We start from the raw sequence: 17747 nt of genomic DNA, 5'->3' as shown, positions 1-17747 counted from the left end.
GTGAAGCCAATGATAAATACGACCGAGAATCTCAACAACCTCAGGATGAAGTACGACTCTCCCCATGATATTTCATTGCTCAAAGCGGCTGATTTACTGAAAACGCTGGATGCAAACGGCATTGTTATTTCACTGAAAAACGACAACACGCTCTCACTTTACGCGGACGAAACGGTGTCGCCCGAATTGCTCGACGCCCTGCGCGAACAGAAAACGGGATTAATCGCCTACCTGCAGCAGCCGGAACGGCTGGAAAACCCCAACGGACCTTATCCGTTGTCAGAACAGCAAGAGCGCTTATGGCTGGCTTACCAAGCGAACCCAACGTCCGACAGTTATCTGGAAACCACCACGCTGTCATTTCCCGGCCCGCTAGAGCATACGGCGCTGGCGGCCAGCCTGTCAGCGCTCTTGGCACGTCATCCGCTGTTACGCAGTCAGTTTGACGAGTATGATGGCATCCCCTGTCAGTGGATCAATCCGCACTCTCGCGTTGATGACGTGCTGACAGTCTTCCCTTCCTGCGCGTCTGACGGCGAATATTTACAGCAATTGCAAACGCTAACGCGCTCTCCGTTCAATTTAAGTCACGCTCCGCTGATACGCGTGGGGTTGTTCACGCGGGAAGACGGACGCGCCAGACTGGCGATCGTGATGCCGCACATCATCACCGATGGCTGGTCCATTCAGGCGCTGCTGGAAGAACTGGCGGCAGACTATTCGCTGGCGCTAGCCCAAGGTGCGGACAGTCTGCGTCAGGACAACCGCTCAACTCCGCCGCGCCTCAGCGATATCTGCGCTCCGGCTCACCGACTGACGCCGGATTATCTCATCAGGCGCTCGCGCTTTTGGCGACAGCATTTCCTTTCGCGGCACGCGGCCGGCGAGCAAATCGAACCGGCAAAACTCCCTGCCCTGCTGCCGATCTGCAAGAACGGCGAAAACCGCCTCACACAGCCATTGCCCGCCGCGCTCAGTGACGCCGTCGCCCAACTCTGTCAGCGAATCCAGGTGCCGGAGGCCTCTGTTTGCCTCGCGCTCTTCGCGGTAGCGTTTTATAAAACATCCATGCTGAGCGAATTTATTCTCGCCACCCCGTTCGCCAACCGTACGACTGCAGAGGCGGAAACCTTTCGGGGGATGTTGGTCAATACCTTGCCGATCCGCGTCGCAGTGGACAGCAATCACACCCTGCAGCGTCACATCCAGGCGACCCACGAGCAATTCCTTGACTATATGGAGTTTCAGGATACGCCGCTGGCGCTGGTACTCAATCAGTCGGTTCAAAACGGCGGCCCTGCCAGCCATCAGCTTTTTCAGTCGCTGTTTGAATATCAATCGTTCGAAAACCGTTTTCGTTTCGCCGGCCATCGCGTTGATATTGCCAACCCGGCTCCGCAAGCCAGCAAATTCCCGCTGACCTTTCTGCTACGCCGTGACGGCGGCCTGACGCTGGATATCGAGTTTGATGCTTCGCTCTACGCCATGCAGCATATCGAACAGCTTGCCGACGGTTTCTTACGCCTGCTGCGTGCGGCCCTGCACAATGTTGATACGCCGATAGCTGCTCTGTCTCTGCTGGGTGACCGCGCCGACGACTATTTACGTACGGCCTTCAACTACGCCGATTGCGACTGGTCACAACACTTCGCGCTGGATTGCGCCAACGTCAATACGCTCCTTTATCAACGCGCGCTCGCAATGCCGGACAGTATCGCGATCACAACCCACACCCGGTCAATCACCTATCGTGAATGGTATCGGCAGGCGCTGCAGTTGGCGGCAGGTCTGCAGCAATATACGTTTGCCGCAGAAACAGTCATCGGCGTACTGATGCCGAGAAGCTATCCGTTGCTGTGCGCGCTCTCGGGCATTTTCCTCAACGGCTGTACCTATCTGCCGCTGGACCCGGCCCTGCCTAACCACCGTCTGCAGGCGGTGTTAAAGAAAAGTCGCTGCCGGAACCTGATCTGCCTGGACACACTGCAACAGCGCGCTGCGGACATCGCCGCTCCGCTGGGGGTGCAGGTCACGACATTCAGCACGCTGATGGCAACGACGTTGCCGGGCGATAAACACGCGCTGCCGCCGCTGCCCGCACGCGCGCAGGTTCATCCTCAGCAGCTGGCCTATGTGATATTCACCTCCGGCTCATCAGGAGAGCCTAAAGGCGCGATGGTGGAACATGCCGGCATGATTAACCATTTGCTGGCCAAAGCCCATGATATGGCGCTTGGTCCGCAGAGCGTCGTGGCCTTCCTGTCCACGCCCAGCTTCGACGTGTCAATCTGGCAAATGCTGACGGCGCTATGCGCCGGCGGCACCACGGCGATTCTGGAAGACGAGGCGGCCTGGGAGCCGGCGCCGCTGTTCGAGGGCATTGCCCGGCAGCGTATCACGGTTTTACAAACCGTCCCTTCGCATCTCAACCTGCTGTTGGAGTATTGCGAAACATACCGCCCCGAGTTACCGGACAATTTTATACTGATGCTCAACGGCGAGCCGCTGCTGCGCGAACAGTGCCAGCGCTGGCTCAGTGCTTACCCGCACAGTCATTTGATGAATGCCTACGGCTTGACCGAGGTATCCGACGATACCTGTCATTTCCATATTTCTTCGCCAGCCATCGCGCAGCAATACGCCTGTATGCCTATCAGCGGCACCCTGCCAAACATGAAGCTCTATATTCTGGACGATGATTTTTGCCCGGTTCCCGCCGGCGCGAAAGGTCAGCTCTGCATCGGTGGGATCGCCGTGGGCCGCGGCTATCTGTTCGACGCGGTCAAAACGGCGGAACGCTTTGTCCCCAATCCGTTTACTGATGTTCCCGGCGCACGCCTCTATTGCACGGGGGATATTGTTTGGGCCGACAATGACGGCGCCATTCACTTTTTGGGACGAAACGATTTTCAGATAAAAGTGCGCGGCTTCCGCATTGAAATCCAGGAAATAGAAAACGCCATCCACCAAATTGACGGCATCGATAACGTTGCCGTAATGGTCGACGGCGAGGCAGAAAATAAACATATTCTGGCTTTCTATCTGTGCGGAAAACACTCCTCCTTGACGCCGGCTGCGGTAAGATCGCGTCTGGAACATGAGCTGCCGCACTATATGGTGCCCGACATCATCGTAGCCTGTGAAGACTTTACGCTGACCACCAATGGAAAAATCGATCGTAAACGCCTGCTGGCGCGTTACAACGAGCAAAAGCATGCCGCCGTTTCCTGCGGCGAACGCACAGCCCAGTACGACACACCGCTGCAACAGCAGCTGGCAACCATCTTTGCCGCCGTCCTTAACGTCGCCCAGGTTGATAAACAGCAGTCATTCTTTACATTAGGTGGCAACTCGCTCAATGCGTTGCGCATCGTCAACCAGGTCCGTCAGGCCTGCTCCGTGCAGCTCAAGGTATCCGACGTCCTGCGCCATGAAACGGTGGCAAAGCTGGCACTGGCCGTCGAAGCGCTGCAACACGAACGTCAGCAGGATGACGATGTCATCACTCAGCTTAACCGCATAGCGCATATGCCCGGCGTCCGGCAAACACCGCTGACGCCTTATCAGCTGCCTGAATGGTATATGTACTGTCTGGAACCAGAAAATCCGTTCTACAACGTCAGCTTTCCCAATATTTTCTTCCGGGGCGCAGTGGATGAAGAAGCCTTTCTCAATGCGCTGAACACGCTTATCCAACGTCACCAGGCGCTGCAGTCGCGCTTCGGCACCCATAACGGCGTGCCCTGTGTGCGCTACCACGAAGCCCTGAGTTTGTCCCGGGAGGAGCTGTTCATCGACCGCAGCGATCTCAATAGCGAACAGCGGGAACAAGCGATCAAAACCTATGCCGAACATTACAATCAGATCGCCCTGGATCTGACCCGTCAATGTTTCACCGCCAGGCTGATCAAATACGGCGCCACGGATTATCAGTTTATTTGGGTGGTGCATCACATCATCTGGGATGAAACCACCACCATGATTTTCTTTAGCGAATTGTCGGCCGCCTATAACCAGTTCCGCCGGCGCATGCCGCCGAATCTGGCGCCGCTCGCCGTCAATTATGCCGATTTCCAACGCACCATCGACACCCTGCTGGAACAGCCGGCGATGCAGCGGCAGCGGCAATGGTGGGAACAGCACCTGCATCAGGCGCCCGGTCAGATTAACCTCCCGACCGATCGGCCTCGAGCCGCCTCGCCCACCTTTAACGGCGACGGTATGCTTTTCCACTTCAGCGCCGCTCAGAAACAGCAGCTGACACGTTATCTGGCCGAGCACAACACCACGCTGTTTATCTATTTCCTCGCGGTGCTGAATCTGGAGCTATACAAAATCACCGGCGATATCGATCAGGTGATCGGCGCGCCGATCGCCAACCGCGATTCGGATGCCTTACAGCAAATTGTCGGGCTATTCGCCACGGCGTTACCACTGCGTAACCATCTGCATCCCGAGCAATCGTTCAGCGCATTGCTGGAACAAACCAAAGAGCTGGCCACCCATGCTTTCGACAATCACAACTATCCGGCCATTTACGCATTGCGCGACGTGGCGAAATCCACCAGCGGCAACAACGTTAACCGCTTTAACGTCATGTACGGCGTGCAAAACGACAAAACTCACTGGAAGCAGCGCATTAATTTCGATGGCCTACAGTACATCGAACGCGACGACGTCAGCATCACTGAAGATAAAACCGCACGTTTCGACCTCACCGTTGTCGTTGATTATGCCGACGACGATGAGATCGTCGTTTATTTCAACTTCAATACCGATCTGTTCGATCATCAGCGCATTGCCTTCTATCTGGCTGGGTTTAAGCGCCTGGTCCTGGCCACGCTGGAGAACGACGCCCAGCCGCTGTATCGCTATTCCCTGCTGGCGGACACGCCGCCGATGGCGCAGGCTTCGCTGCTGGCCGCCGATAAGTCATTATCGATCGCTCCGGCCGAGCATTCATTGGCGCACATCTTCTTCACGGCCTGCGAACGCTATCCGGCGCATATTGCGCTGCGCAGTGCGAACGCCAGCCTCACCTATGGCCAATTGCGCGACAGAGTACATTGCGCCATGCACGCACTGGCGGCTTATCCGCTGACGATTGAAGAACCGGTGATTGTGCACGCCGAACACAGCGAAGACAGCATCGCCGTTACCCTGGCCCTGCTGGCGCTGGGAGCCAACGTTATTCCGCTCTATACGTCGATGCCCACGGCGCGCGTCGCACAAATCATCACGCAGTCCGCCGCGCGCTACCTGTGCCTCAGCGAAACGCAGTGCGCCTGGTCCGCGTTGGCGCAGACCGGCGTTCAGCGATTAGATATCCACCGCCTGTGCAGCGCTCCCCGGTCGCCGCAACCGACAGGCTTCCAGGCCGAAGAACTGCGGCGCGATGCCCCCGGGCAGCTGGCCTACACCGTATTCACCTCCGGCACCACCGGCGAGCCTAAAGGGATCGCGGTGACGCATCAGGCGATCGCCAACACGATCCACGCCACCATAAATCAGCATCAGCTGCATAACTCGGACAATGTATTACTGCTGACGGAATCTCATTTCGATCCTTACTGGCTGGATCTCTTTTGCCCTCTCGCGCGCGGCGCGAGCATCACGCTGCTGCCGGAGTGTGAGCGCAAACGCCCCGTCGATGTCGCACAGGGACTACATACGCATGGCATCACCATGCTGCAGGGCACGCCATCACTGTTAGATATGCTGGCGCGCCATCTGCTGCAGTCTGGCCGCCCCGCGCACTGTGTACGCGTTGCAATCACCGGCGGTGAAGCCATCGCTCCGGCGACGTTGCATGCGCTCGCAGCGGCGTTCCCCCAGGCTAAAATCGCCAACCATTATGGTCCCAGCGAGGTCGCCGTCGATGCGGTATCCACGTCGCTTCACGCCGATGACCGCCAGCCCATCGCCATCGGCCAGCCTATCGCCGGCGCGCTGACGCTGGTGCTCGATGAGATGCTCGAGCCGGTGCCGCGCGATCACATCGGTGAGCTGTACATTCTTTCCCCCGGGCTGGCCCGCGGCTACTTCAATAATCCGGCGTTAACCGCCGACCGTTTTCTTCCCTCACCGTTCGCCCGCTACCCTGGTGAACGCATGTACCGCACCGGCGATCAGGTCAAAATGAGCGCACAGGATCGGCTGATTTTTGTTGGCCGCACGGATGAGCAGCTTAAAATTCACGGCAGCCGGGTTGAACTGGCGGAAATCGAAGCGGCGCTCGCCGCCCAGCCGGACATCGATCGGGCCGCGGTGATTCATCACGCGACGGACCAGGGCACCTATCTGGCGGCCTTTTTACAAATGACCAACCCACGCCACCACGTTGCCGGCAAAGATCGCCGTTACGGCCTACATCCGCTCAGCCAAAAACCCGCGCTGCGGGGCGAGCTGACGCAGCTGCACCAGCAGTCATGGCCGGCCTTTTTTGCGGCCGATCACGCCACGCTTAACCACTGGCCCACTCTGCTGCGCCAACATGAAGACGATCAGCTGCTGCTGCTCAACGAACAGCAGCAACTGTCCGGCGCAGTGCACACCACACGTATCGATTGGGACGGGCAAACCGCCTCGCTGCAGCGAGGGTGGACGGGCGCTATCGCCGACGGCATCAGCCGCGACGCATCCCGGAAGCCAAATACGCTGGTGGCGCTCGCGGCGCTGGTGGCCCCGCAGGAACGCGGGCAGGGACTCAGCCGCATCCTGCTGGACACCATCAAACAGCATGCGATCGCCAGCGGCATGACGCGCTGCATCATTCCACTGCGGGTTACGGGAAAAGCGGCCTATCCGGCAATGACCTTTGCCGATTATGTTTACGCCACCGATGCCGACGGACGGCCGCTCGACCCCTGGTTGCGGGTGCATCTGGCCGCTGGCGCCCGTCTGTTGGGCATCGCCGACCGTTCACAGCGCGTCGCTGCCGACAGCAAACGCTGGTCGCAATGGCTGGCGCAAGACGTCACGGCACCGGGTCTGCATCATCATCCGTCGCTGTTTACTCCCCTGAGCGTCGATGAGCAAGGCCAAGGAATTTACGACGAACCCTGTGTCTGGGTCGAGCATCCTCTGACCGGGCTACCGGCGACTACGCCGTTCGCCGAGCCTGAGGCGCTGCGCCAAAGCCTCAGCGCGCGGCTTCCCAATTATATGCTGCCTGCCGACTGGCATTTCCTGAACGCATTGCCGCTGACTCTCAACGGCAAAGTCGACAAAAAAGCCCTCGGCGCCTGGCAAACACAGTGGCGCACGCAGGATGCGCAACCGCCGGGCGATGAGCAGGAGCGCGAGCTTCACCGCATCTGGAGCAATGCCCTGAATCACGATCGCTTTGGCGTACAAAGCCACTTCTTTATGCTCGGCGGCCACTCGATCAGCGCGCTGCAGTGCCTAGATGAAATCAACCGCACCTTCGGTAGTACGCTCACATTAAAAACGTTTTTACAAAACCCCACCATTAAAGGGATCTGCCGCGCATTGTCGTCAACGTCAGCGCAACAAGGGGAGCAGCCATGAATTCGTCATACAGTCTGTTGGCCGGCGAACAGGTCGATTTTGGTGCCGAGACGCTCATGCAGCGCTTCTTCGCCGTCGCGCAGCATTATCCGCACCGGCCGGCGATCTACAATGCGGGGCTAACTATTGATTACACACAGTTGGCCGCGAACGTACGCGCCATCGCCGCCGCCCTGCGCCGTTACCGTCTGACACCGGGCCAGCGCGTTGGCCTGTTGATCGGTGAAGACAGCGAAAAAATCGCCTTGCTGTTGGGTATGATGGCCGCCGGCGTCACCTTTGTTCCGCTGAGCAATGCCCTGCCGGCAGCACGCGTGGAGGACATCCTGCTCAAAGCCGACTGCAGTGCGGTGATACTCGATCGCGACCTGCCGCTGGCGCACAGCCTGCTGACGACCGGCGGCCTGCTGTCACAACCCGATGCGCCGGCAATTATCGATCTGACGGCGTTCCGGCAGGCTACGCGACAGATCGATGACGAGGAACACGAATACGTCTGCCATGACGTTACGCATGGCATCGCGTACTGCCTGTTCACCTCCGGCAGTACCGGCAAACCCAAATGCGTTGAAGTCAGCTATGGCGCCCTGCTTAATACGCTGTGCTCCACCCGGCATATGCATCGTTACAGCACTCAGGATTGTTCGATTTTACTGACCGATTTCAGCTTCGACGCCGCCTTTGTCACCATTTTTTGTCCCTTGCTCGGCGGCGGCAGCGTCGTCACGCTGCCCGGGCGACTGTTAAAAAACCACGAGGACATCTGGGCCGCGATCCTGCAACATCGGGTGACGATTCTACAGGGGACGCCAATCGTCCTCGCCGCGCTGGCGCAACACTGGCAAACCCTGCCCCAACGGCCCCACCATGCGCTGCGCCTGCTGATGAGCGGTGGCGACGTGCTGACCCCCACCATGTTCGCCCAGCTGCAAACGCTGGACGCCGAGGCCATCGCCAATCACTACGGGCCGACGGAGATCGCCATCGACGCCGCCTGCGGCGTCATTAGCGATAGCGACGATATTTCCATCGGCGTTCCCATCTGCAACGCCCGCTGCTATCTGGTTGATGCCCAGTTGGCGCTGGTACCCGCAGGAGAGGCCGGGGAACTGCTGGTGGCGTCGCCCGGCCTGGCGAGAGGCTATCGCGGCGATCGCGTCAGCACGGAAAAGGCGTTCATCACCAGCGCCAGGCTCAGCGGCCTGCCGCAGAGCGAGCGCGAACGCGGCGATTTTCGACTCTACCGCACCGGCGATCTGGCACGCATCGTTAACGGCAAAATCGTGCTGTTGGGCCGTAACGACCGCCAAATCAAAATCCGTGGCGTACGCGGCGATCTGAACGAGATCGAAGGCCATTTACGCGCCTGTGCCGGCGTGCAGGAGGCCAGAGTGCTCGTTCAGCAGCGGCCCATCATCGGCCGCGTTCTGGCGGCCTACGTCAGCGAGAGTCAACCGGGCGCGATCGCCATGGGAGCGTTGCGTCAACATTTACAGCAAATGCTGCCGGCTCAGATGGTGCCAACCTACTGCAAGCGGGTCGCCTATTTCCCGCTGAATAAAAACGGTAAGCCCGACGAGGAGCAATTCCCCCCGGTGGATCAGCATGATTTGCTGGCAGAGGCCGCCTCGGATGAACCTTACCAGAATCGCTACGAAACGCTGATTGCCGAGCTGTGCGCCAAATTTCTGCAAATTGACCCGCCATCGCGTCACGCTGGCTTTCAAGAGCTGGGTGCTCATTCGCTCCTGTTGACGCGCATGGCGAATTTACTCAGCGATAAACTGGCCATCCACGTCACCGCACAGGAGATGTTCGTCCACCGGGACATCCGCTCACTGGCCCACTGGTGTGAAAAGCAGACGCGGAGCGAAGCGCCGCCTACTGCCGCGCAACGGCCGATCGCCGCTGCGCCGGCAGCATTTCCCCTATCTTCCGGCCAGAAACTGATCTGGTTTAGTCAGCAGATGCATCCTGACTCATCGGCCTATAACGTGCCGCTGACCATGGCTTTCAACCGGCCGATCGCCGCGCAGGACGTCGAACAGGCGTTGGCACACCTCTGGCAACGCCACGCCATGCTCAGGGTCAAATTCCATCATGATACCGCCAGCGCCGTGCCGGATGTCTACCAATCCGACTGTTGGCAGACGCCGCCGACGCTGCAGCACAAAGACCTGAGCGCTTACTCAAACGCCGCCTATGAAGCGGCGGTCGCCCAGTTGATTGAGCAGCCGTTCGATCTGCAACAGGAACGAGCCATGCGGGCGGTATTGATCCGTACGCCGGCGCAACAGGATACGCTGATCCTGACGATCCACCACCTGGTCTGCGACGGATGGAGCATCGGGGTGCTGCACCGTGAGCTGCTGGCGGCGTTACGTATGCCGCAGGCGGCGCTGGCCAGCGCCGATCGCAGCGATGCCGCGATTTACCATCATCTGGTCCAACGCGCACAGGCTGACAACGAGGCGCCGGCCATGGCACAAAAACTGGCGTGGTGGCGTCAGCAGTTCCGCGACTTACCAACGCTGCCCTTCCCAACCGACTACCCGCGCCCCGCGTTTCAGTCATTAGCCGGCGACGTTGTGACCTGGCGCTTTTCCACCGCGCAAAGCGCCCGCCTCAGAGCGCTGGCCAAACACTATGACGCCTCCCTATTCCAGACCATGTTGAGTCTGTTCGTGATTTTGCTGCAGCGCTATGCGCAAAGCACCCCGGTGAGCGTGGGTATTCCCACCGCCGGCCGCGATGACCGTCGCTATGAGGAGTGTGTCGGGCTTTTTATCAATACGCTGGTGCTTGCCACTGATGTCGTCAGCCACGACAGCTTTGCCGACGTTCTGCACAAAGTGAAAGCCAACCTGCTGGCGGCCATGCAGCATGAGGTGCCGTTCGAGGCGCTACTGAACGCGCTGGCCCCGCCGCGTGATACTACGCGTAGCCCACTGTTCCAGATAATGTTCGATTATCACTACGAAGATATCCACCGGCGCCAGGAGATTACGCCGGAGCTTTCCTGCCTCAGCCAGCCGACGCAAACGCGCAGCGCCAAGTTCGATCTGGCGCTGGATGTCTATCAGGCTGATGAAATCACGCTGATGCTTGAATACGCCAGTGCGTTGTTTGCCCGGGAGAGCATGGAGCAATTTATCCGGCACTTTGTAGCACTCACCGAAGCCTGCCTGCAAACGCCCGATGCGTTACTCAGCAACATGCCGCTTTTCGCACAATATGCAACGCTGAATGAACGGCATGCCGCCGCCCGGCCGGCAGCGTTCCAGCCAATACTCTCACTCCTTTATCAGCAGGTGGATCAACATGGCGCACGTATCGCCGTCGCAGACGGCGAACGCCAGTTAAGCTACCGGCAGTTGGATGACTACAGCAGCCACGTGGCGCAGCGACTGATCCAGGCCGGCGTCAGCCACGAAGATATCGTCGCCGTCCATCTTCCGCGCAGCCTGGAATATGTCGTCGCGGTGGTCGCCGTGCTGAAAAGCAATGCCGCCTTTATGCCGTTGGATCCTGCGCAGCCCCCGCAGCGTCTGGCGATGATCGCACACGCCAGCCAGGCCAAAGCAGTTCTTCACTGTGCGGCGCTGTCGCCGAACGCCGGCGATAGCCTGTTCCACTTCACGTCTGAGCAGATTTTTAACGTCGATCTCAGCAGCCCCGCACCGCGCGACGCACCGCCGCGCCCACCGCTGACGGCGCACCCGCAGCAGCTGGCTTATATCTTCTATACTTCCGGCTCAACCGGCACCCCAAAAGGGGTCATGCTGTCGCAGGCGGGATTAAGCAATCAGTTGCGGATCAAAGTCGAAGAGTTCGCTCTGCGGCCAGGAGACGGTATTGGTTTCCTCGCTACCCCCGGCTTTGACGTCTCGGTATGGCAAACGCTGACCGCGCTGACCTGCGGCGCCACAACCGTCATATTTCCTGATGTTACCGCCTGGGATCCCCCAGCTCTGCTGCAGCATTGCCGCCGTATGGAGGTGGTGTGCATAGAGACAGTGCCGTCGCACTTTAATCAGTTGCTGAATTATCTGGAACAGCATGACACTCCATTGCCGGCGCTGCGTTTCGTGATGCTGAACGGCGAGCCGCTGTTGGCAGAACACTGCCGACGCTGGCTAAAGTGCTATCCACATATTCCACTGGTGAATGGCTATGGCGCGACGGAGGTCAGCGATGATTGCTCGCACTGTGTGATCGGTGCTGGCGACACCATTGCGCAGCATAAACCCATGCCCGTCAACGGCACCCTGGACGGCTACCAAATGTATGTGCTGGATCCGCAGTTAAATATCGTACCACCCGGCGCCGTCGGTGAAATCTGCGTGGCCGGCATCGGCGTCGCACGCGGTTATTTACAGGATCCAGTAAAAACCGCCTGCCAATTCGTACCGAACCCTTATGGTACATCGGCAGGCGAAGTCCTGTACCGCAGCGGCGATATGGCCAGCTATGATGCGGCCGGGCGTATCTACTATCTCGGGCGGCAGGACAATCAGCTCAAAATCAATGGGGTGCGCGTCGAACTGGCCGAGATCGACGCCGCACTGCGCTCGCTACCGCAGGTCGAACACGCGTTTACCTGTATTGATGACGCGAACCCGCAGCACAAAACGCTGCTCGCATTTATTGTCCCGCGCGACGCGCAGCCAAACGGTTTTTCTGTCGATGCGCTGCGTCCGCTGCTGACGCAGCAACTGCCCGTTCATATTATTCCCAAACATATTATCCCGCTCTCGGCATTCCCGCTGAAACCTAACGGGAAAATCGATAAAAATGCGCTGATGTCCCTTGCCGATGGCACGCTCTCGACGCATGCGCCCGCAGGAAAACTGCCGGGCGATCGGATAGAAACGCAATTAATTCATCTGTGGAGTGAAACTCTCGGTAAATCCGTTACCTATACTGATCAGAACTTTTTTGAGGCGGGAGGACACTCCATGAGCGGTATGGCGATCCTGGCGCGCATTCAAAAGCAGTTCACAGTGCAGATATCGCTAAAAGAATTTTACCAAAATGCGACCGTTGCCGCGCTGGCGCATTATGTCAAAACGCGGCAAAACCGGCAGGATAACGACGGCAGCGAACAAGGCGTTTCCAACAACGCCGGCGGCTACTCAATAGAAATTTAACCAGCGACATAATTAAAGTGGATGTTATGAGCAATAGCTTACTTAAACGCAGTTCGCGCGCTTACTTTATTTATTACATTGCGTCACAAGCCGTTTTTGACCGCGGCATTTTTATCTTGTTTCTCGTATCCAAAGGATTCGGTAATGAACAAATAGGCTTGCTGCAGTCGATTCTATTTATCTCGTCATTTCTATTCGAGATCCCCACCGGTCTACTCAGCGATAAGTATGGCCGGAAGAAAAGCGTGATCATCGGCTTGCTGGTGTACATCGGCTATTGCTTCAGCGTGATCAGCTTTACCGGCATGACGGCATTTATCCTGTTTTATACTGCTTACGGGCTGGCGATGAGTCTGGTTTCAGGTAGCGATCGCTCCCTTATTTATGAGATATACAAGCGCCATGACCGCGAGGCGTCGTTTATCAAGATGGAGTCGCTCTGTCGTACCATCGGCAGCATCGTGCTCGGGGTCGCCATCATCGTCGGCGGCGTTCTGCAGTCTGTTTCCTGGGATATGGTTTATCTGGCCTATGCAGCAGCGCTGGTCATCAGCCTGACGGCCATCGCCTTTATCCCGGAAAAAAACACGACAAATCATGAGCATGATGAGGATTTATCTATCGTACGCGATGCCACGACCTACTTTATTGTCGGCAATGGGCGCGCGCTGTTGCCGATATTACTCTTTATGGCATGTATCTATTTTGTCTACACGCCGTACCTGGTGTTCAGCCAGTCCGCCTTTAAAAGCCAGGGACTATCGGTAGAAATCATCTCCATGATCTTTGCCATCGTCGAATTCGTCAGCGCCGTCGGGTACTTCACCAGCGATAAACTGCCGGAGAAACACCGTTATCGCATCGCCTTCTTTGTGTGTCCGCTGCTGCTCAGCGTTATTTTCCTGCTGTCGGACATCGGCGGCATTTACCTCAGCGTGGCCAGCTTCTTTTTACTGGCCTATGTGGTGGCGATTATCGAACCGATCTACATCACCTATCTCAACAGCAAGTTCGCCAGCCATATCCGTTCATTTGCCAATTCATTCAGCAGTTTTGTGCAAACAACGTTTATTTCGGTCGGATTCTATTTGTACAGCCAATTAAGCAATACCGTCGGCTTTGGGATGGTTGCCCAGCTCTCCAGTCTGTTTCCGCTGCTGTCCGTGGCGCTGATTTATTACTACTTCCGTAGCCAAAGCGGCGGCCTTAAGCAAGAAGAAGTGGCAAGGAGTGAAGGATGAGAACATCGATCTATCAAGGCGCATTTGAGAAATATCTCCAGCCCGATCTTTATCAGCTGGATCGCAACCTGTTTCTGGCGCAGTTTACCGTGATGAAGGCCATTCCGGCGCACAATATTATCAGTAATGCCCTGCGGTCGGGGCGTATTAACAAAAACACCCATGTTATCGACTCCTCAAGCGGCACGTTTGCGCTCGGGCTGGCGTTGACCTGCCACTACCACGATCTCAAGGTCACCATCGTCGGCGACCCGGCCATGGACAGCACGTTGATCGCCCGGCTGAAAGAGCTGAACGCCGAAGTCGTCATTACCCACGCGACGAACCAAAACGGCAACCACCAGCTTGAACGCCTGCGCATCGTGCAGGAGGTGCTCGGCCAAGATAAAAATTCCTTCTGGTGCCAGCAATATGACAACCTGGACAATATGCGGGCTTACCATGACTTCGCCCGCCTGCTGCTGCGTCAGTTTGGCGATCGCTTGATTCTGGTAGGCACGGTCGGCTCTGGCGGTTCCACCAGCGGTACCATCAGCTATCTGCGCCAAATGAATCCAAAGATTCGCATGGTGGTGGTCGATACCTTTGGCTCCGTGCTGTTCGGACTGCCCGAGTCACCACGCGAGCTGCGCGGCCTGGGCAACAGCCTGCTGCCCAAGAATCTGCAGCATGAATTCTATGATGATATCCATTGGGTTGCCGCAGAAGCCGCCTACGCCGGTACGCGCGAACTGTACCGCAAACATGCCGTCTTTGCCGGAATTACCACCGGCGCCGCCTACCTTGTTGCGCAATCCATCGCCGCGGAGGCATCGCCGGACCAAAAAGTAATCTTTATCGGCCCTGATGATGGTACGCGCTATATGAATACCGTCTACTGCGACAGTTGGCTGGCCACGCAAGGCTATGCACAGTTGCCGATGCCGCAGCAGTGTTCCACGATCAGCAGCTTACACCAGGTGGAGCTGCTCAAGGCGCCCTGGCTACATTTCCCTTGGCGGCGTAGAAGCTTCGACGAGGTAACACGCCATGGCTAATCAGAGCTGTGTCTTTATTGAAAGCAACACAACCGGCAGCGGTGAAATATTGCTGGACAAGGCCCTGCGAGCCGGTTTTCGCGTCTACTTCCTGACTGCCAATCCGGAAAAATACCCGTTCCTCAACGATTATCTGCTCCAGGTTATATCCCTGGATAGCCGGAATTTTTCCAGCGTCGAGCGCTGTGTCGCTCAGTTGAGCAACGTGCGCTGCGTCATGTCGACCTCAGAGTATTTTATTGAAATCAGCGCCCGCGTCGCCCAGGCATTGGGGCTGCCGGGCAACGCCCCGGAAGCGATCGCCTGCTGTCGGGATAAATGGCGGCTTGCCGAGTGCCTGCAGGCCTGCCATGTTCCCACCGCCGACACCATCAGGTTCCCCGCGGCAGAGCAGCACGGCACCACGGCGCTCTGGCAGCATATCGTCAACCACGTAGGCGCCCCTTTTGTAGTCAAACCCCGCGCCTCATCCGGCAGCATCGGCGTGCGAAAAATCAGCGATGCAGAGAACCTCGCCGATTATTTGTCTGATGTGGCCGATGCGGATACCACCTTAATATGCCAGCGCTTTCTGCACGGCCCTGAATATTCAGTAGAAACCATCAGTTATCGCGCTGAACACACCCTGTTGGGCATTACCCAAAAACATCTGGGCCCGCAGCCCTATTTCGTGGAAAGCGGTCACGATTTTCCCGCGGCTCTGGATGCCTCAACCCGCCAACGCATTGAAGAGGTCTGCCTGGCGGCGCTGGATGCGGTCGGATTTACTTTTGGGCCGGCGCATATCGAATTGCGCCTTGTTGACCATCAGCCCCGCATTATTGAAATCAATCCCAGACTGGCGGGCGGTATGATTCCGCAGCTGATCGCCAACAGTTGCGATGACGATCCCCTGGATCTGGTGTTTGATCTGTACTGCGATCGGGCGGTGCGCTGGTTCACGCCACAGGCGGCGAGCCGGTTCGCCGCTGCCAAACGCCATGCATCCATCCGTTTTATGCTGGCTGAACGCCCGGGAACATTGCTGACGCTGCAGCTGCCTGCCAACGTCGGCGAATCCGTCAGCATGGTGCGCCCTCTGCGAGGTTCTGGCGATGAAATCCGCCATATCGGCGATTTCTCCGCCCGGCTGGCCTATGCGATCGCAACGTCGCCTGACGCGGACATCGCCGCCGTTCAGGCGCAGCAGGCATTGGATGGCGTCACCGTGCAATTTGCCGCGCCGACAGATGAAGAGGCGGCGGATAAAGCACAACGTATTGCCCAGCGCCTTGAGAACACCGGACGCCTTGCCAACGCACTCGATCCCCAAGCTCAAGCGCTGCTGAGCGACGTCGCCGATACCACCAGCGACGAATGCGCCCTGCTGGCGGATATCGACGAAGCGCACTTGCTTACGTTGTATCGTCAGCAATTGATCCAGCCGCGCCATGCGCTGGCGTTATTGCGTGAGATGCGCCGTTTACGCAACGACCGCTTCCGCGAGATCGCGGGACTGCCGCAGCCGCGCGGGCTGTATCTGACCTGGGAAGCCTGGATGAGTGAAACGCTGGGCGCCGAGGCCGCCGGCCAGCTACAGTTGGGGCGTTCTCGCAACGACCTGAACGCCGCCATTAACCTATTACAGCTGCGTCAGCTCACACTGGCGGTATTTCGCCAATGCTGGCAGCTGTCGGCAACGCTGCTGGATCGGGCGGAAAGCGGCGCGTACAGCCTGCCGATTTATAGCCAGTATCAGACGGCGCTGCCGGGCAGCTTCGCCCATTATCTGACCGCCGCGGCGCAGGGGCTGACCGACACCCTGCATCATTTATTGCAGCGGCTGCAGGACGGATTCCGCAGCCCGTTAGGCGCCGGCGCCGGGTGCGGTTCAACGCTGCCTCTGGCGCCGGAGTTCAGCGCCAGTTTGCTGGGATTACGCCACAGCTGCGCCAATTCTCTGCTGGCGGTCAGTTCGCGCGACGACAATCTGCGCATATGCAGTGAAGTGCAGATAGCGATGCTGCAACTCAGCCGCATCGCGCAGGACTGGCAGTTCCTGGCGACGCAAGAGAGCGGCGTGCTGACCTTCCCTGACCGTTTATCCGGTGGTTCTTCCTCCATGCCGCAGAAGAAAAACCCCTGGCTGCTGGAGTGGATTAAAGCCAGCGTCGATGAGTGGCTGGCCCGGCAGCAGGCGCTGGCCCTTGCTCTGCATAAAACGCCGTTGAGTAATTCTTATGAGATTTCCTCTACGTTCGCGCGCCTAACGCCGGTGCTGCTGCGTCAGGCCAGCCGCACGCTCGCCATGATGAGGCTGCTGGTCGCCGGCGTTGAAGTTAACGCCAAGCAAGGCGAGGCGCTGATTGTCCGCCACTTTACTTGGGCGACCTGCGCCGCCGAGGGGCTGACGCAGCACAAGGAAGACAACTTCCGCAGCGCCCATCATCAGGTTGGTGCCGCCATCAGCGCACTGCTGGCGGAATCCCCACAGGCCGACGATCGTCAACGTTTAGCGCTAATGCAACGGCTGCTCACGCAGGCCGGCCAAGCTGACGATATGTCGGTGCGCAACCTGATCGATCTCCACCGCTACGGCGGCGGCGCGGCGGTCGACGCGGTGCAACAACATATCGACCGCCTGCGTACGACGCATGCGAACCTGGCCGCGGAATACTACCAATGGGAAAACCACCTTGATGCGGCGCGTGGTGAACGGGAAAGGCTTATCGCCGAACTGGAACGTCAGTCCCCCCTTTCCTCCCCGTTTCCCGGTGACGCAGCGTCGCCAACCGATTCGTAAGGTAAAG

General features: G+C 58.2%; 5 protein-coding genes. All 5 read left to right on the top strand.

The window, feature by feature from the left end; all coding sequences use genetic code 11:
* Positions 1 to 9: 9 nt before the first annotated feature.
* From D781_RS01410 to D781_RS01390, 5 genes are read left to right on the top strand one after another with little or no spacing between them, the layout of a single operon-like run.
* Entirely contained in the window at positions 10 to 7530 is a 7521-nt protein-coding gene (locus tag D781_RS01410) for a non-ribosomal peptide synthetase (RefSeq protein WP_015344262.1), read from the top strand.
* Complete coding sequence (locus D781_RS01405; RefSeq protein WP_015344261.1) at positions 7527 to 12680, top strand: non-ribosomal peptide synthetase; 5154 nt, start codon at positions 7527 to 7529, stop codon at positions 12678 to 12680. Before D781_RS01410 ends, D781_RS01405 begins: the two co-directional genes overlap by 4 nt.
* Before the next feature lie 26 nt (positions 12681 to 12706).
* Entirely contained in the window at positions 12707 to 13921 is a 1215-nt protein-coding gene (locus D781_RS01400; protein WP_015344260.1) for an MFS transporter, read from the top strand.
* A complete protein-coding gene (locus D781_RS01395; protein ID WP_015344259.1) occupies positions 13918 to 14958 on the top strand; it encodes a cysteine synthase family protein in 1041 nt (346 codons plus the stop codon). The genes D781_RS01400 and D781_RS01395 overlap by 4 nt, the downstream gene beginning before the upstream one ends.
* Positions 14951 to 17740: a lyase family protein gene (locus D781_RS01390; protein ID WP_015344258.1), complete on the top strand. Its 2790-nt coding sequence runs from the start codon at positions 14951 to 14953 to the stop codon at positions 17738 to 17740. The genes D781_RS01395 and D781_RS01390 overlap by 8 nt, the downstream gene beginning before the upstream one ends.
* Positions 17741 to 17747: the final 7 nt, after the last annotated feature.

Source organism: Serratia sp. FGI94 (genome assembly GCF_000330865.1).
GTDB lineage: Bacteria > Pseudomonadota > Gammaproteobacteria > Enterobacterales > Enterobacteriaceae > Serratia_B > Serratia_B rubidaea.
Note: the sequence above shows the minus strand (reverse complement) of the source record. Positions and strands in the feature narration are given on the sequence as shown.